This window comes from Bacillus sp. AFS037270, from assembly GCF_002585305.1.
In genome coordinates, this window is the sequence record NZ_NUNF01000032.1 from 27,379 (window position 1) to 44,526 (window position 17,148).

The following is a 17,148-nucleotide window of genomic DNA, read 5'->3' on the forward strand; positions in this document are numbered from 1 at the left end:
TAAAGGAGGTGTAATGATCCTATATGTTATGAAAGGAAAAAGTAAAAAAGGTATGCCCACGGCATACCTTAAATGTTATTTTACCAGAAAATAGGGAGCCACGGCCAAGTCCACTGGTCGTCATCGGGTTTACGATGCGATACTTTCCCTTCCGGTAAGTTAATTTGAAACTCAATATCGTATTCACTTTCTGATCCCTTATATGTAAGGTAAACCTGATAACTACGGTTTCCTAAATCGATAATAACACATTTGGATCGGTCAATTTCGTAACCAGATGCGCTTAACGCTTTTTCGCCTTCCTTAAAAGTAGGTGAGGAGAACAATAAAGCCTTGACTTGATTAATCTCACTTGGATTTTCCGCAGCAAACGCTGGACTTGCAATCATGCTTAATAGCAGGATGAGACAAATAACTAGTCGGTTTAAAGAAACCATATGATACCCCCATTTTGATATTTAAGAACTATTTGTTTGTTGGCCAATGTATATATTTTACAAGAAAACAAGGAAAATGTTAACAATTATCCATTTATATTGACCTATATTTTTATTAAATCGTTAATCTTCAAAAATAGGAGTTATCAATATGCTTAAAAAACTAAAAGTTAAGATGGTTTTCGTTTATATCGCTGCGGTTACATTGGCATCCGTCTTTTTCATTTTGTTTAGTCTCCTTTATTCTTATTATCGTGGTCCATCGATGGCATATAATCTCCTTTCTGATTTAAAAAATTCAACTCTGGAAAGAGTCGAAAAGATTGAAAAGGCTATACACAATAACAATGAACCCAGTATTCAAGATATCTATATGCCAAAAAAACTTTATCCTGGGGAACGAATTCAAGTGATTAAAATGAATGGCTCCGTTCTAGCTGATTCTGATCCGGGATTTAATAAAAACAAGGAAGATACGATCCCTTTGCAAGAAGCAGTGAATTATCTATACCTTTATTCCAAACAACTTTGGGAAGTGAAGTATGTAGATAAGTTACCTTATGTGGTTGAAATTAAAAAAGATGGACAGATTTGGGGGTTGTATATTATTACGATTCCTTCAAGTTCAATCCCTAACGTTGATCATATAACCTCACCGCCAGGCACCCTTTTTTGGGTGATAAGTCTACTTATAACGATAATACTGATTGGTTTTATCCTTCTTTCCGTTTACGGCAGAATTTTGGTGAATCCGATATTGAAGCTATCAAGCATTGTTGAACAATTTGCCCATGGAAATCTTAGCGCACGGGTAAATTTCTTTAAAAGAGGAGATGAAATAGGTACGCTTGGAAGGGATATAAACGTTATGGCAGATAATCTTCAAGAAGCGAATAGAAAGATTGAAGAGTTGGATAAAGCTCGTCGGTATATGGTAGCAGCTGCTTCTCATGACCTTCGTACACCACTTACAGCTGTTCTTGCCCATGCGGAAGCATTAGAAAATGGAATTACAGAAAACCCGCAACAATCGCTTTCCGTTATCCATAATAAAGGATTATTACTCAAAGGATTGATTGACGATCTATTCGAACTTGCATCTTTAGATGCACATCAAGAAGAATGGGAACGAGTTCGTTTGAATCTAACGGAATTAGTTCGACGGGAAGTAGTGGCTATTTTTCCTAAATTAGAGACGGCAGGTGTTGAGATAGATATCCATGTGCCTGAAGAGGAGTATTGGGTAAGCATCACTCCAGGGAAGATTGAGAGGGTAATCAGCAATTTTTTAGAAAACGCTCTGAAGTATGGTGCAAGTGGAAATTGGATCATGGTTCGTGTTTGTTCTCAAAACAATTGGGTGCGTGTGGAAGTAGCGGATCGTGGATCTGGTATATCTCCTGAAGAAATAGAACGGGTATTTGATCGTTTCTATCGTTCCGATACCGCGAGAACAAGTCGAATGGGGGGGAGTGGCCTAGGATTATCGATTGCACGTGAGATCATACTCCGTCACGATGGGAAAATCGGTGTAGATAGTCCTGAAGAAGGATATACATGCTTCTGGTTTGAATTACCTATGATATAAAGTGAAATAGGTTTTCCTGGACATAGAGATACATCGGTTGATTCCCATCTCGAGTTACCAATCGTATATAAAAATCTGACAGGTCTAAAAAAACTCGAATTAATCCCGTTTAAGCGTGCCATTGATAATGGGGCCTTTAGAAGAAGGTCAATCTATGCTTTCGATGTTGAGCAAGGTCAACGTGGAGCTTAAGCAGTAAACGTTCGTAAATATTAATAATAGCAACTCATGCAGGCTCTTTTTATTGAGTCTGTTTTTTTATTTAAAAATTTTATTTAAAAAGCATGGAACCCCACTCACGAATAATAGGGCACTTTTCTGAAATAAGAATTGCGCCCTTTATTTGGGGAAAAGCAGGAACAAAATTTGCGAAACAGAACAGTTGAAAAGGACAGGGGAGTGGAATATCGAGGTCCCTTTTTTAAGCCTTGTCATTTTATCGGTGCTCCTGGAGCATAGTAGTAAGGAGGCACTTTAAGCCATCCCCGTCTTTTCACAAGTTCTTTTAGTGTTGCTCCAAACGTCATATATTCCTGTAAATATTCAAGCCATATCAAGGTAACGTCATTTCGCGCGGATTGAATGATTGCATTTGCACAATAGGAAATTAAAATAACCATTTTAATATTAAGGCTGTTTGCAAGTTCATCATCCGTTAGCTTGACACCCAATGGAACATCGCTTGGGTTAGACTGAGGCTTGGACTCACTTAAGGGCGGAATGGGAACTCCCTCTGTTAACATAAAGGTAATAATTCGTTCTTTTTGTGATTTGAACATCTCTACGGCTTCATGGAAAGCTTTTCTTAATTCGGGGTCAGTTGTACTGTTAATCCCTGCTTCGGAATGAACTTGTTCATCTGCTAATTCGGAAAGATAGGACCAGCAGGACATGACCTCCCCCACATGTAATGGTGATTTGGGTTCATCATCAACAAATGATTGGATAACATTATTAACAGCTTTTATGACATCTGGCATACTCCTCACCTCACTTTTCGGTTTGTGGCAAACCTGCAGGATAATACGGTGGTGGAACCTTAAGCCATCCCCGTTTTCGCATCAATGATTTAAATGTTATTAAAAAAGTTATGTGTTCTTGTAAAAATACGGCGCACATCAGACTTACATCGCTGCGAAGGGATTGTGCCGCCGTTTCCGAACTGTTTGTAATCGCCATCGATATTTTTTTCTTAAGGCTGTTTGCAAGTTCGTTATCTGTCAGCTTAACACCCAATGGAACAGTATTCGGGTCAGAGATTGGTTTCGATTCACTCAGAGGTGGTAATGAAATCCCTTCTGACCGCATCAATGCCGAAATTCGCTCTTTCTGCGATTTTAACATGTTCACTGCTTCTTGGAGAGCTTTTCTCAATTCAGGGTCCGTTGTACTGTTAATTCCTGCTTCAGTCTGTACTTGTGTCTCGCCAACTAAAGCTAAGAATATCCAGCATCCCATAGCCTCGCCAATGTGAAGAGGCGTTTTATTCTCATCTTTAATAAAAGACTGAACTACACTTTTCAACGCTTCCAAAAGATCAGGCACATACTCCACCTTCCTCTCTTTTTTAAAATTCCCCTAAAGGGTAATTTTAATGCACAGAAGTACAGACCTTTTATTGTGTAAATCCTTTATTTCTTGCCTGATTGAAAAAGTAAGGACATCTGCTTGGCAAGAAATTGCGGTGTATAGGGCAAATCCTTACGTAACCACGCTGAAATCGTGCCGATTAGAGCCGAGGAACCGTGCCAAATAGCAATATCCCTTTGAATGCCTTTAGTAGCAAGCAAATTACTATCAATTCTCTCCGTTATCGTTTCAGTAATGATATTTAACAAACGCTCTGTAAAGATTGGAGTTCGTCTGGAACCAAGGACGACTTTATAAAATTTAGCATTCTCAGCAATATACTCAAGCAGAGTGACAAGCTTTAACCATCCGATATCATCAGCGGAATTTTGACTAGTTGTCGTACTCTTCAAAATTGACTCAATATCCTCGGCCATTTCTTGCGCCATTTTCTCGAGCATGTCTTGAATATCATCGTAATGGAGATAAAACGTAACTCGGTTGATAGTGGCGCGCTCTGCAATCCGATTAACCGTTATTTTATTGATTTCCATCTCCTGCAGCAAATCTATTAATGCATCCTTGATCAATTGGCGCGTACGAAGGATCCGAGGATCTACTCGTTGCTTTGCATTGTCTGACATGTCTAATCACCCTTCCTATTATTTGGTAATTTACAAAAACTTCAGTTCTGTCTATTATTTTCGGCTTTCACAACAAAATTCAAATAAACGATAACTAATTTACACTTCCTCAGAAATTGTCTGTTGTCAGACCAACGATCTCATTATAAAGTAATTTATACAATGTTGATTATTAAACACATTGTAAAAAAAGTCTACATTAAAAATAGAAAGGATAGAAGAGAATTGACTAATAATCATAAAACTGTCACAAATTCAATAAAAAAAGGACCTATCATGTTCATAATGATCCTTGGTGCTTTCATTGCAACCTTAAACCAAACACTCATGAGCGTCGCTACTCCTGAACTAATGGTCGAATTTAAAATCACAGCTGCAACAGCACAGTGGTTAACGACAGGTTACATGCTCGTGAACGGTGTCTTGATCCCCATTACCGCTTACTTTATGCAGCGGTTTACCACAAGACAGCTTTTTCAAGCTTCCATGTTTATCTTTTTAGCAGGGACCATCGTTTCTGCTATTGCAACGGGATTTCCTTTATTATTGACCGGACGAATGATTCAGGCGGCTGGTGCAGGAATTATCATGCCGCTCTTAACGAATGTCATTCTGACCATCTTTCCTCCCAACAAACGAGGAGCAGCCATGGGGATGGTCGGGCTTGCGATTATTTTCGCCCCAGCCATAGGGCCTACCATTGCCGGCTATATTATTGAAAACTACAAATGGGAAACGATGTTTTACGGTATGATTCCATTTGCTGTCATTGTCATTGTATTGGGATTCATTTATCTCCGAAATGTATCCGAACCAATCAAGACAAAACTCGATATCCAAAGTGTTGTCCTTTCTACCATTGGTTTCGGCGCATTACTCTATGGTTTCAGCCGAGCCGGAAGCCTAGGATGGTCAGATATTGAGGTACTAAGTACAATTGCTGTGGGCGTCTTGTCTCTTGCACTCTTTTCTTGGAGGGCGTTAAAGTCGCAAAATCCATTGCTCGATTTACGTGCATTCAAATACAATATGTTCTCGCTAACGACCATTATCAATATCGCGGTTACGATGGTGATGTATGCGGATATGATGCTGCTTCCGCTTTACCTTCAAAACGTCCGTGGTTACACAGCGATTGAGTCCGGTCTTCTCCTTCTTCCAGGAGCGCTAATCATGGGCTTCCTTATGCCTGTTACCGGCAAGCTGTTCGATCGCTTTGGTGCAAAATGGCTAGCGGTGATCGGAATGATTATTACCATTGCTACAACGATGGGCTTTACCAATTTGACGGACTCGACAAGTTACACCTACTTGGTTCTCATGTCAACAGGGCGACGTATTGGAATGGCCTTGATGATGATGCCTTTACAGACTGCTGGTTTGAATCAACTGCCGCAGCAGTTAAATGCACACGGAACAGCCATAAGCAATACCATTCGGCAAGTGGCGGGGGCCGTCGGTACGTCGCTTCTTGTTACCGTTATGTCGGACAGGACGAAAACACATCTGCAGGATTTGATTCCTACTGCAGCAGCTAAGGGCTTGACCCAAGCGCAGCTTATTAAGGAATCCACCATTCAGGGGATTAATGACGCCTACTTTGTCATTGTTGGGATCGGAATCATCGGATTACTTCTTTCCTTATTTATTAAGAAGGTTAAACAAGTTTCCGAAATAGAGTCCAAAGTTCATATGGAAAAGGCACAACAAAGAAAATTGGAGACAAACTAACGAAATCAACATTAATGTATGAAAAAGTGTGAAAGAGAATAGAAACTTGAATATTGTAAACATTTGGAGGAACGATATAAGACCGTCGAGATTTATCTTGACGGTTTTTTGATTTTTTAAAAGTTTGTAAATGGTTCGGAGTAAAAATTTAAAGTAAATATCTGCAACAATAAATGGCAATCCTTCATTATTAATAATAATGTTATTGAGATTAGATCATGTACATAGTCTCTAAGATGCGTATAACTTCTTCAGCAGGAAGTTTCATACCATCATTTATCCATTTCCGTACTATTTCAATCGTTCCTCCTGTTGTATAAGTGAAACAATATTCTAATTGAGTCTCATTAGCATTTGGGAACCGTTTTTTTTGTTCTTCAATTGTACTTACATAAGCAGATTTCAAAATGGTATTTAGTACATGCGAGCCATTTTTTTCATTAAATATTATTTTACAGAGCTCAATATTTTCAAGTATCAATTTAAAAATATCATTAAGTATATTTTTGATGGATTCGTCTCCTGAGATATTAATGGTACTCACCATTTTCTCCATCAGTTCTTCCTCGATACTTCTCATTAAATCAAATGGATCATTATAATATGAATAAAATGTTCCACGATTAATATCCGCTTCTTTACAAATATCGGTAACGGTAATTTTATTTAAGTTTTTTTCCTGAAGCAGCTTTAAAAAAGCATCGATAATTACTTTTTTACTATACAATGTTCTTCGGTTTCCTTTTATACCAACCATGTAATGCTCCTCCTAATGATAAATCAACTCACTTCAATGTGGTTTTTATTGAACAAAATTCAAAAAAATGTCTATTTAATAACACAAGTTTTCAAATTGATTATTGTTACTATGAATTAGATTTAATATACTTTTTTTACGCCATTAAATCAACAGAGTGTTTGAATAATAACTGGTTGTTTTATTGTAAGTATGAGTGAATATAAAAATTTTTAAATGATGATAACAGGGAGGATACAAGGTGAGAAAAATCATAAAAGGCCGTTGGGCTATATTCGCAATTTGGCTAATTGCGACGATAGTGCTTACTGTCATTCAACCAGACATCAATGCCATTCTTCGACAAAAGGGGCAGCAAGGAGCAAATAGCGAAAGCCCATCAGTCATCGCGGATAATATCTTAAAAAAGCTTGATACCGCAAAAGGAACCAACGACCTTATCGTTTTTTACGATAAAGATAAAATTTCTGAAGATGAAATGAACAAAATTGGTGATGTGCTCAAGGTTATTAGCGATAGTAGTCAAGAGCTAGGTGTTACAGATATGATTGATCCCTTTAGCATGCCGGATGCCAAAAGCTCTTTAGTTTCTAAAGATGGCACGACTCTATTGGTAAGCTATAAGCTTGATAAGAAATCAAGAGAAGTAGATGAGATAAAAAAAGAACTAGATAGCAAACTTAGTAAAGTACCTGTGGAATACTACTTAAGCGGTGAAGACTTCATCAATAATGATTATCTAAAAGCGTCTCAAAGTGGGGTAGAGAAGAGTGCTGCATTGACCGTTATCTTTATTTTAGTCGTACTAATCATCGCGTTTCGGTCAGTAGTTACTCCTTTGATATCCTTAGTGGCTGTTGCCTTTTCCTATCTTTGTTCCATGGGAATTGCAGCGCAATTAATTGATAAGGCTGGATTTCCGATTACAAGTCTTACGCAAATGCTCCTGGTACTGATCCTCTTTGGGATTGGTACGGATTACAACATCCTTCTTTTTAATCGCTTTAGGGAGGAATTATCCCATGGCCACTCTATAGAGGAGGCGATTGTCAACACCTATAAGACGGCGGGTAAAACGATTGCCTACAGTATTCTTACTGTATTTATTGCTTTCCTTGCACTCGTTTTTGCTGAATCGCCTATTTATAAATCTGGTGTTGTGGTGGTAATCGGTGTAACGATCCTATTGCTGGAAATTTTAACCCTAACACCTTTCATCATGAAAGTATTAGGTCAAAAACTTTTCTGGCCTTCCAAAAATGTTGGTGGACATAAGGAAAACAAGTTCTGGGGTAAGACATCTTCTTTTGCAACCAAGCATCCTATTTTACCAGTGATCATTATCCTTTTGATCATAGGACCAATGGTGTATTTACACGAAGAAAAGCTTAATTTTGATACCATTGGAGAACTTGGAAATAAATATCCTTCTTCTAAAGGCATTAATTTAGTTGCGGACCATTTTGGTAAAGGTCAGGCCATGCCTGCTACGGTTGTCATTGAAAATAGTAAAGCCCTTGATAATAATGAATCTCTTGCCGTAGTGGATAACATAACTGAAAGACTCAAGAGCATCAAAGGAGTTAAGCAGGTTTCTTCGGTCACACAACCTCTAGGAACGCAAATTGATGATTTTTACGTCGATAGTCAAATGGGGGCCGTTACGGATGGAATTTCAAAAACTCAAAATGGTGTGGATCAAATAAATGACGGATTAAAACTGGCTCAAGAAAAGCTTGGATCGGCAGACTTCTCGCAGGTCAGCCAAATGGTTGATGGAACGGCAAAGCTTCAAGATGGAATGGCTGCCTTAACCAATGGATTAAAGCAAATCCAAGCTGGTATTGATGATGGGGCAAATAATTCACAAACGATAAGTAATGGTATGGCTGCAATAGAAACGAATCTCTCAAAGATGAGCAGCGGCGTAGCCATGTTAGCTGATAATTATGGAAAAATGGAGGCTGGTTACAAAGAGATGGGAACCCATTACCAAGATGCTGCCCAAGCACTTCTTGGTGTGAAAAGTGCTCTCTCACAAATGCAATTAATGGTGGCTGCTCTAGGAAATAGTTATGCAGATTCAGAGAGTGATGCAAATTACCAAGCATTAAAGCAAACAATCAATCAGTTATCATCGTCTTTAAGTCCAATTACACCTGACGGAATAAAGGCATTAAATGAAAATTATAATGCGGTAACAGCTGGTTTTGGTACAGCAAATAAAAATCTTGCCACCATGGGCAGCGGTTTGTCCCAAATGGCAGATGGTTTGAAAAAACTTGAAAGCGGCCTTGGGAAAGCTTCCTCAGGAATAGGTACCATTGTCACGAATATGAATAATGTATCCGCTGGGCTTGGCCAAATGGAATCAGGACAGGAGCAGCTTGTTGCTGGTCTCAATGGTTTCAGTACTTTTGGACAAAAGCTATCAGATGTAAACGATGGGTTAAAGCAAATTTCTGACGGACTAGGACAGACAAATGGTTTCTTAACGCAATTTAAAACAAATAAAACCTTCTTTATTCCGAAAGAAGCGTTGACGGACAAAAACTTCAAAAAATCATTAGATGCGTTCATGTCCAATGATAGAAAAGTCACAAAGATGACAATCGTTTTGAAAGCTGATCCTTATTCCAAAGAAGCTTTAAGTACGATCAATAAAATAAATTCTACTGTTTCTGATGGACTTAAAGGCACTAGCCTTTCAAAAGCAAAGTCTGGTGTTTCAGGACCAAGTTCGACCACAAACGATATGAATAATATTCTGAGCCGGGATCTGAATAAAACAACAGCTATCGTGATTATCGGAGTATTACTTGTGCTGTTCTTTGTGATAAGATCTTTCTGGATTCCGGTTTTTATCACTGGTTCTCTTGTAGGAGCATACTATACAGCTATGTTCATGATCAATTATATTTTCATAGATTTGTTGGGGTATGAAGGAATATCTTCCTTCGTTCCATTCTTCTCTTTCATTATCATTGTAGCCTTGGGAGTGGACTATAGTATATTCCTTATGATGCGCTTTAAGGAATATCCTCAATTGTCGCAAAAAGAGGCCATCGTTCTGGCTTCTAGGCAGACTGGCGGGGTCATCATATCTGCAGTTATCATCCTTGGCGGGACCTTTGCTACACTTATGCCTTCCGGAATACTGCTATTGTTTGAATTGGCTATTGCGGTCATTACTGGCCTTGTAGTGCTTTGCTTTATCCTACTACCTGTTTTTTTGCCGGCGATGATCGCACTTCCAGATGCACTTAGAAATTTATTTTCAAGAAAAAAGGCGGATGGCTTAAATTTAGAGGAAAAAGTAATCTAAGTAAGAGCTAGAACACACTGCACCTCAATTGTTAGACTACTAACAGTTGGTGGTGCATTTTTTTATAAGTAATAATTAATCCTTAGTTAATTTGAAAACGAAAAACCTCTGTCAAAAGTATATAGACACTACTTTGACAGAGGTTATATTTTTGTTAGTTAATATTACATTCATTCAATTTCTACTACATATAATCATAAACGGAGTCTTCAAAATAGAGCCAGTGATAATATTCAATCTGTGGATCCGTCATGACGGCAATTTCTTTCTCATTGAATTTTTGTTTTTCTAATAAATGCTTCACTTTGAAATCTCTTTCAATTTGGCTCATTTGAAATCCTCCTTATTTATGAGAAGTAGCGAAGAGGCTACACTTTGAAAACGCTTTCCTTTTTCTTATTTCGATTATATATCTAAAAACAAGATTAAACCAATATTAATTTTAGATTGATTTTTAAGATTTAATACAACCCTTTTATTTTATGCTACTTAAGTCTCGTTGCAGCAATAAAAACAGGTAAAGATTAGTACATTTGTGGTGATGTATTTCTGTGGCTTCTGGTCCTGATTATGGTGTCCTGAATGAATTAAAGGATAATACTGTATATAATCCCATGATTTTGTTATACTTTTATGAAATAGGTGAGGGAAGAGGTACATATAGTGTCAAAATCAAAAATACAATTCTGGTTAATTCAAATATTACTTATCTTAACGATTATTTTCGTATCCACAAAGATTTCATTTATGTTTAAGCCCATAGGAGTGTTTTTCTCGACGGTTTTCTTTCCTATTTTGATAACCGGTTTCCTATATTTCCTTTTAAGTCCTTTGGTGAATTTTTTGGAACGTAAAAAGCTTCCAAGGATAGCGGCTATCCTGATCATATATGTTGGATTTGCAGGTCTTCTTGTTTTGGCAATAGGCAGTTTGGTTCCAACTGTGTCAAAACAGGCAACCGAACTAGCTAACAATTTACCAGTATTCGCCAACAAGACTACTGACTTTTTTAATAATGTAATCCATTCATCACAATTTAAAAACATAATGGTTCAGCAGAGTGAAATCATTGACTCGGTACAAAAACGGTTAATGGAATATGCGAATACACTGCCAAACAAACTGACGAACGGAATAAAGGGTTTCTTTGGTGTGGTCACCAATATCGCGATCATTCTCGTCACTGTCCCATTTTTATTATTTTACATGTTAAAGGATGGACATAAATTTCCAAAAGCCGTATCCAATTTTATTCCTGCCGATTACAGAGATGAGAGTCTAAAAATTTTAAAAGAAACAGGTGAGACGCTATCAGCTTACATCCAGGGGCAGGTGTTGGTGGCGCTCGCAGTCGGGACCTTGGCTTTTATTGGATTTTTAATCATTGGTATGCCGTACGCGTTAATCATGGCACTTATCATTTCTTTTACCAATATTATCCCTTATGTTGGACCAATCATTGGCGGTGCGCCCGCAGTGCTTATTGCTTTCTTTGATTCACCAACGAAGGCTTTATTAGTCATAGTCGTTATATTGGTTGCTCAGCAGATAGAAGGGAACTTCTTGTCACCTTTGATCTTAGGAAAAACATTGGATACGCACCCGGCAACGATTATTATTATTCTATTAGCTGCAGGTAATCTGGCAGGCGTACTTGGAATGGTTTTAGCGGTACCGACTTATGCGGTTTCAAAAGTCATTGTTTTAAATTTAGTCCGATTTTTGAGGGCGAGAAAAGCAGCGAATACAATAGAAGGAGTTTGAGTCCTGGACTCAGTTTTTCTTTGAAAAATTTAAATTATAAATAGCTAATGAGTCCTACCAAGAGTAATCGGTAGAAACATTTAAATACGATAATGATTTTATTACTGAAAAACAAGCAAAACAGGGAATTAAAATTAAATAGAATCAGCAAACAATTAGAAGTCTAAGTATTATGGACTTCTATTTTTTTACGCTGGGACTACTTATTTTAATTCGCCAATTTTTATCGTTCCAAGGGCATTTGTATATTTCGTTTTTTTTTGAAACACTTCTTCAAAATATGACATATGTATATTACATTATTGCTACTGACCTTGTTACAATTAATCATTATGAATACATAGGAGAGAAACTATTATGGCTAACACACACAATTTTAGCAAAGGCGAGGAAGTCGCAAATTCAATTACTCATGGTATAGGTGCTCTTCTTAGTATAGCAGCATTAATATTACTAATTGTATCTTCATCATTATACGGAAACGCTTGGCATATTGTCAGTTTCACTCTATTCGGTTCTACAATGTTCTTAATGTATACATCTTCTACACTGCTACATGCTTTCCCTGAAGGAAGCAGAGTTAAAGATTTATTTGAAATATTTGACCATTCTTCTATCTATTTTTTTATCGCTGGAACGTATACACCATTCCTGTTTTTAGTTGTTAAAGGTTGGCTAGGTTGGACTATTTTTGGTATTGTATGGGGGCTTGCGATCGGTGGAACTGTTTTTAAATCCTTTTTTGTAAAGAAATTTTTATTCACATCCACTGCGTTATACGTATTAATGGGTTGGTTAATTGTATTCGCTTGGGAACCTTTAACCAAACACATGCAGCATTCTGGTTTAACCTATTTATTTATAGGTGGGTTGTTATTTACTTTTGGATCTGTTTTCTACATTTGGAGGGGATTCAAATATCACCATGCCTTATGGCACCTTTTCGTCATAGCCGGAAGTATCATGCTCTATTTCAGTGTGCTAACACTTTTATATTGAAAATAGTACAATGTAAGTAGGGTCATTATTATATAAGTGCCTGAAGAAATAAATAAGCGATTGACCATTGAATCCAATTATGAAGGATTATAAAAATATTTAATATAATTAAATCTGGCTCAATAGGATAATAAAGGCCTATTTGAAAGCCTCTTTTGCTAGTCTTGGAAGTCTAAACAAAGCAAAAGAGGCTTTTTTTATGACATTGGAGCTTTGTCTAAATCATCATGGTCATTTCGGTTATCTCTTTTATATGTCAGGGGTTTACCTCCAAGTATAATTATTCTTATACCATTCGTTTACCCGGTTAACGAAATTAGAAGCATAGCCATCATTTCTAGAAAAACCATAAGCTGGTCAGCTTAATAATTATGGGGAAATGGTCTTTTTTTCATGATACCTCTTCATATTGAAAATACGTAAACAGTTTCTTCTGTACATGCTGCTCCCACTCTTCTAAGGGTGCGTCCATTTCCTTCAGGAGATGATAGGCATTGACCCATGCCTTCATTTCGGCGTTGATACGATAAGGACGGTTCGAAATCCATGAGTCGTAATCTAGGTTCCCCTCGATGTAGTCAATTAGATGCCCTGTCTCATGCGCAAGCGCATATAGGTTCTCTAGTTCCGCAACCGGTGGGACCGTCACTGTTAAATCCGGCTTAAAGCTCACCCGATTTTCAGTTGATAAGCGTACTCTTCCTCCCATGCTTTCCACTATGTCAATTAATGCGTTCATATACCTATTGATGTCAGGTCTGCCAATTAAAATCTGCATCTTTCTAGCCATCCTTTTTCTCTATTTGGATTCATCTTACCACATTTTAACTGAAATTCTTGATCACGGTTAAAAAATTATCTGTGTGAAATTAATGAATTTTTTAAAGAGGCCACCTCTTAAAAACGACTTTGAAGTCTTACTGTAATTTTAAGCCGAAAGGACAAATATTATGACACAGTTATTGTTAAATAGTCAAAAGTGGGAATCCGGGAACTGTCCTTTATCATAATGAAGTTCCTAGAATTCTTGATTAGTAGAATTTAGAAGTGAATGATACAAAATGATAGGGTATATAACTTATAAGATCGTAATAAGGAAGTGATTGATATGCGTTTCGAACGAGCACTATTAATTTATAACGGAAATGCCGGAAAAAAGGACATTAAACAGGCACTCGGGGTCTCGGTCCCAATTCTCTCATCGAGAATTTCAAATTTAATAATTGTACAAACGCAAAGAATCAACCATGCAAAGGAGCTTTGTGAGTTTCATGGACCGGAAGTTGATTTGGTCATTATCCTTGGAGGAGATGGTACGGTCCATGAATGTATCAACGGATTGTCAAACCTCGATCATCGCCCAATGATCGGTATACTGCCTGCTGGTACCTGTAATGATTTTTCAAGGTCCTTAATGATTGACCAGGATATCGCTATTGCTGCCGATCAAATCATCCATGGTGAATGCAAGCCAGTCGATGTTCTCAAAGTAAATGACCATTACTGTTTAAACTTTTGGGGCACCGGTTTGATTGCAGAAACCTCCAATAATATTAAACAAACGGAAAAAGATCATCTCGGTAAGATTAGTTATATGCTCAGCGCCATTCGGACGATAAAAAATATGGATCCATTTCACTATGTACTAGATATAGATGGGGAGAGCATGGAAGGAGAGGCACTATTAATTATTGCAGCCAATGGGAATTACATAGGAGCAAAGAGGATGCCATTTAATGCGATCAGTTATACTGATGGACTCGCAGATGTATTTATTATCAAACATACAAATATGACGTTGTTGAAAGAACTTTTCACCACAGATATTACGATTCAGAATAATGAGTTAAGCCAGGAAATGGACCATTACTCTGGACAATCAATCACCATTCATACACAAGAAAAACAGGATGTAGATATGGATGGAGAAGTGTATACCAAGACACCTAGTCATATTACCGTTCTTAAACATCATCTTCAAATGTTAAAACCAAATTAGAAACGGTTAGACAAGTGTTTGATCAATGGTCAACTATTTCTACAGGGCAGTGAGCAGCAAAGTTGTCTTATGGCAGCTTTTTTTTTGGATTAACGTGGATTTTAGAGTCCCCTTGAGCACTGATAATTTTAGATGGACATTCCCGTTAAGCAAATGGTAGCATGAAAATAATAAAGTAGAGAGGACGTTTATTGATTTGATTCAAACTGTGATTGTGACCCTTTTTCATGTAATGGTTCCTCTATCGATACCGGTTATTGCGGGGGCCATCCTTGGCCGATTTGCTCAGCTCGACACCAAGCCATTATTAATCCTTACATTATATTATTTAAGCCCAGCCATCATATTAGATACATTAATGACTGCCCGTGTATCTCATAGTGATATCTTTCAAACCCTTGCTTTTTCTTTGCTTAATCTTGTTATGCTTTGGGCTATTGCCACAAGTTTAAGTAAGCCTCTTCATTTTCCGGCTAATGAAAAGGCAGCCCTGGTCTTGGTGTCTTCCTTTACAAATAGTGTCAACTATGGGCTTCCACTTGTATTACTTGCTTTCGGGAAATTAGGGCTCGAAAAGGCATCTGTTTATGTTGTCATACAAATGATAATCGTCAATACAATCGGGGTTTATTTTGCGGCGCGCTCGCAATTTTCAATAAAAAACGCGGTGCGATCGGTATTTACCCTTCCCGCTATCTATGCTGCGATTCTTGCACTTGTCCTTCGCAGCTTACATCTGTCCTTACCGGGCGGAATGGCCAAAGGGGTTTCCATGATTGCAGATGCCTACTCTCCAGTTGTCATGGCTATATTAGGCGCCCAAATTGCAAGTGTAAAAATCGAAAAGTACGAATGGAACTCTCACCCCGCCTTTTGGACAGGGATGGCCGTTCGTTTGTTGATTTCTCCGGCGGTTGCTTTGGTTTGTTTATCTATCTTACAAATAAAAGGCTTATTGCAATCGATTCTATTTGTTTTGGCGTGTATGCCTGTAGCAGTGAATGCCGGCATTCTCGCGGAAAAATTTAATGCTTCACCCAATATTGTATCTAGGTGTATACTCTGGACCACACTTGTCTCTTTTATTATTTTGCCGTTTCTAATTGTAGCTATAAAGTGATAAAGGAAATGGTTTTTACTATTGATTTTAAAGGTTGATATTTTACTTGAATAAGGATCTTAAAAAAATAAGCAATCTTAGTCCTGTTAAGAATAGAAATACCAAGATTGCTTAGGAACCATATTAAAAGTATGAAATAATTCATAGGAGAGAAAAAATGCTCTAGAAGTACAAAGTTTTATGAAGGATATAAGTTCTACTATTATGCAAAAATGGCCTTTGTCAGTAAAAATAGAACAGATGGGGCAAGTAAGCAGCCTAAGCCAGTATAAAAAGTAGCCGTAACCGCTCCATAAGGAACAAGTCTTGGATCTGTTGCGGCCAACCCCCCTGCAACTCCACTCGTTGTTCCCATGATTCCGCCATATACCATGGCAGTACGCGGGTTATTTAATCCAATATATTTTGCAATAAATGGTGTGCCGATCATTGTCAAGATCGACTTTACCAGTCCTGCTGCGATGCTAAGGGTAATTACTTCAGAACTTGCACCAATGGCAGATCCTGTTACTGGTCCTACGATGTATGTAGCCGTGCCTGCACCAATGGTCGTTAAGCTAATAGCATCTCTGTATCCAAAGGCAAGTGCAATAATGACACCGACGACAAAAGAGAGAACCACGCCTACAAATAAGGATAAGACCCCGTTTACACCAGCCTTCTTTATTTCACTAAAATTGGCCCCAAAGGCGGTAGCAACAATAGCAAAGTCCCTGAGCATTCCGCCGCCCATTAGCCCAATTCCAGAAAAAAGGGTAATGTCTGATAACCCTTTTTCTCCTCCGGTAACCACTCCGCCGATGTAAGCGAGGACAAGACCAAGGGTAATGGCAATAGCAGACCCATGGATGCGCCCTCTGGTTAATTTGTTAGAGATAAAATAAGAGAGATACATAGTTAATCCAACAATGGCAAAGGTATGTAAAGTGAGGGAGATTGTGGAAGAATTAAAAAAATGCCCGGTAAGAGTAGATGTTCAAGTGGAAACCCCTGCCGGTGCCTTTTCATTAGTGGAGTACGCAAGGGGTTCGGGGCAGGTGTTAATAAAAACGATGTTCGGTCCAAAGTTGAGCAGCAATCCTTGGGTCGTATCTAATGCTTTTTCCTTATTAAAGTAATGGTCAGTATTCCTGTAAAATGTCCCTCGCAGTCCCGCCAATTAAAATCAGTGTTATCAACAGTTTAAGCAATTTTTGAACTGTGATTAGACAGTTA

Annotated in this window: 16 protein-coding genes and 1 pseudogene; 9 read left to right on the forward strand and 8 right to left on the reverse strand. The window is 38.0% G+C overall.

Annotation, left to right across the window (positions count from 1 at the left end; genetic code table 11):
• Positions 1-80 precede the first annotated feature (80 nt).
• Complete coding sequence (locus COD92_RS15895; protein WP_098531424.1) at positions 81-437, reverse strand: hypothetical protein; 357 nt, start codon at positions 435-437, stop codon at positions 81-83.
• A gap of 151 nt (positions 438-588) precedes the next feature.
• On the opposite strand from COD92_RS15895, the gene COD92_RS15900 reads away from it, so the two are divergent.
• Both COD92_RS15900 and COD92_RS31595 read left to right on the forward strand, forming a co-directional pair.
• Positions 589-2,025 carry a sensor histidine kinase gene (locus tag COD92_RS15900; RefSeq protein WP_098531425.1) on the forward strand — a complete coding sequence of 479 codons (1,437 nt, stop codon included), beginning with the start codon at positions 589-591 and terminating at the stop codon, positions 2,023-2,025.
• 12 nt (positions 2,026-2,037) lie between these two features.
• Positions 2,038-2,160, forward strand: a pseudogene (locus COD92_RS31595) (glycoside hydrolase family 3 N-terminal domain-containing protein); the annotation flags it as partial.
• 296 nt (positions 2,161-2,456) lie between these two features.
• On the opposite strand, the gene COD92_RS15905 reads toward COD92_RS31595, so the two are convergent.
• The 3 genes from COD92_RS15905 to COD92_RS15915 form a co-directional block, all read right to left on the reverse strand.
• Positions 2,457-3,005, reverse strand: coding sequence for a DUF3231 family protein (locus COD92_RS15905; protein ID WP_098531426.1), 549 nt, complete (start codon positions 3,003-3,005; stop codon positions 2,457-2,459).
• 10 nt (positions 3,006-3,015) lie between these two features.
• Entirely contained in the window at positions 3,016-3,570 is a 555-nt protein-coding gene (locus COD92_RS15910) for a DUF3231 family protein (RefSeq protein ID WP_098531427.1), read from the reverse strand.
• 86 nt (positions 3,571-3,656) lie between these two features.
• Positions 3,657-4,238, reverse strand: coding sequence for a TetR/AcrR family transcriptional regulator (locus COD92_RS15915; RefSeq protein WP_098531428.1), 582 nt, complete (start codon positions 4,236-4,238; stop codon positions 3,657-3,659).
• A gap of 276 nt (positions 4,239-4,514) precedes the next feature.
• On the opposite strand from COD92_RS15915, the gene COD92_RS15920 reads away from it, so the two are divergent.
• Positions 4,515-5,969, forward strand: a complete 1,455-nt coding sequence (locus COD92_RS15920) for a DHA2 family efflux MFS transporter permease subunit (RefSeq protein WP_255286707.1) — start codon at positions 4,515-4,517, stop codon at positions 5,967-5,969.
• A gap of 211 nt (positions 5,970-6,180) precedes the next feature.
• Here COD92_RS15920 and COD92_RS15925 read toward each other — a convergent pair whose 3' ends face one another.
• A complete protein-coding gene (locus tag COD92_RS15925; protein ID WP_098531429.1) occupies positions 6,181-6,726 on the reverse strand; it encodes a TetR/AcrR family transcriptional regulator in 546 nt (181 codons plus the stop codon).
• A 241-nt stretch (positions 6,727-6,967) separates the two neighbouring features.
• Between COD92_RS15925 and COD92_RS15930 the strand changes: the two genes are divergently transcribed.
• Entirely contained in the window at positions 6,968-10,051 is a 3,084-nt protein-coding gene (locus tag COD92_RS15930) for an MMPL family transporter (RefSeq protein ID WP_098531430.1), read from the forward strand.
• A 184-nt stretch (positions 10,052-10,235) separates the two neighbouring features.
• On the opposite strand, the gene COD92_RS31600 is transcribed toward COD92_RS15930, so the two are convergent.
• A complete protein-coding gene (locus tag COD92_RS31600) occupies positions 10,236-10,382 on the reverse strand; it encodes a BH0509 family protein (RefSeq protein ID WP_141561112.1) in 147 nt (48 codons plus the stop codon).
• 332 nt (positions 10,383-10,714) lie between these two features.
• Here COD92_RS31600 and COD92_RS15935 point away from each other — a divergent pair, with 332 nt between their 5' ends.
• Both COD92_RS15935 and trhA read left to right on the forward strand, forming a co-directional pair.
• Positions 10,715-11,815, forward strand: coding sequence for an AI-2E family transporter (locus tag COD92_RS15935; RefSeq protein WP_098531431.1), 1,101 nt, complete (start codon positions 10,715-10,717; stop codon positions 11,813-11,815).
• 357 nt (positions 11,816-12,172) lie between these two features.
• Positions 12,173-12,814 (forward strand): PAQR family membrane homeostasis protein TrhA, encoded by a 642-nt coding sequence (trhA, locus tag COD92_RS15940; protein ID WP_098531432.1) that lies wholly within the window; start codon positions 12,173-12,175, stop codon positions 12,812-12,814.
• 391 nt (positions 12,815-13,205) lie between these two features.
• On the opposite strand, the gene COD92_RS15945 is transcribed toward trhA, so the two are convergent.
• The gene (locus COD92_RS15945) at positions 13,206-13,592 is read right to left on the reverse strand and encodes a hypothetical protein (protein WP_098531433.1); all 387 of its coding nucleotides are present in this window, start codon (positions 13,590-13,592) and stop codon (positions 13,206-13,208) included.
• Positions 13,593-13,922: 330 nt separating this feature from the next.
• On the opposite strand from COD92_RS15945, the gene COD92_RS15950 reads away from it, so the two are divergent.
• Together COD92_RS15950 and COD92_RS15955 are read left to right on the forward strand one after the other, a co-directional pair.
• Positions 13,923-14,813 carry a diacylglycerol/lipid kinase family protein gene (locus COD92_RS15950; protein ID WP_098531434.1) on the forward strand — a complete coding sequence of 297 codons (891 nt, stop codon included), beginning with the start codon at positions 13,923-13,925 and terminating at the stop codon, positions 14,811-14,813.
• 196 nt (positions 14,814-15,009) lie between these two features.
• Positions 15,010-15,933 (forward strand): AEC family transporter, encoded by a 924-nt coding sequence (locus COD92_RS15955; protein WP_098531435.1) that lies wholly within the window; start codon positions 15,010-15,012, stop codon positions 15,931-15,933.
• A gap of 202 nt (positions 15,934-16,135) precedes the next feature.
• Here COD92_RS15955 and madM read toward each other — a convergent pair whose 3' ends face one another.
• The gene (gene madM / locus COD92_RS15960; protein WP_255286714.1) at positions 16,136-16,870 is read right to left on the reverse strand and encodes a malonate transporter subunit MadM; all 735 of its coding nucleotides are present in this window, start codon (positions 16,868-16,870) and stop codon (positions 16,136-16,138) included.
• Between the two features lies 1 nt (position 16,871).
• On the opposite strand from madM, the gene COD92_RS15965 reads away from it, so the two are divergent.
• The gene (locus tag COD92_RS15965; protein WP_255286708.1) at positions 16,872-17,051 is read left to right on the forward strand and encodes a phosphoribosyl-dephospho-CoA transferase MdcG domain-containing protein; all 180 of its coding nucleotides are present in this window, start codon (positions 16,872-16,874) and stop codon (positions 17,049-17,051) included.
• Positions 17,052-17,148 lie beyond the last annotated feature (97 nt).

Bases quoted from the DNA above. Each gene is read 5' to 3' on its own strand.
- COD92_RS15895 (WP_098531424.1), bottom strand. From the start codon at position 437: ATGGTTTCTTTAAACCGACTAGTTATTTGTCTCATCCTGCTATTAAGC.
- COD92_RS15900 (WP_098531425.1), top strand. From the start codon at position 589: ATGCTTAAAAAACTAAAAGTTAAGATGGTTTTCGTTTATATCGCTGCG.
- COD92_RS15905 (WP_098531426.1), bottom strand. From the start codon at position 3,005: ATGCCAGATGTCATAAAAGCTGTTAATAATGTTATCCAATCATTTGTT.
- COD92_RS15915 (WP_098531428.1), bottom strand. From the start codon at position 4,238: ATGTCAGACAATGCAAAGCAACGAGTAGATCCTCGGATCCTTCGTACG.
- COD92_RS15920 (WP_255286707.1), top strand. From the start codon at position 4,515: ATGTTCATAATGATCCTTGGTGCTTTCATTGCAACCTTAAACCAAACA.
- COD92_RS15925 (WP_098531429.1), bottom strand. From the start codon at position 6,726: ATGGTTGGTATAAAAGGAAACCGAAGAACATTGTATAGTAAAAAAGTA.
- COD92_RS31600 (WP_141561112.1), bottom strand. From the start codon at position 10,382: ATGAGCCAAATTGAAAGAGATTTCAAAGTGAAGCATTTATTAGAAAAA.
- trhA (WP_098531432.1), top strand. From the start codon at position 12,173: ATGGCTAACACACACAATTTTAGCAAAGGCGAGGAAGTCGCAAATTCA.
- COD92_RS15945 (WP_098531433.1), bottom strand. From the start codon at position 13,592: ATGCAGATTTTAATTGGCAGACCTGACATCAATAGGTATATGAACGCA.
- COD92_RS15950 (WP_098531434.1), top strand. From the start codon at position 13,923: ATGCGTTTCGAACGAGCACTATTAATTTATAACGGAAATGCCGGAAAA.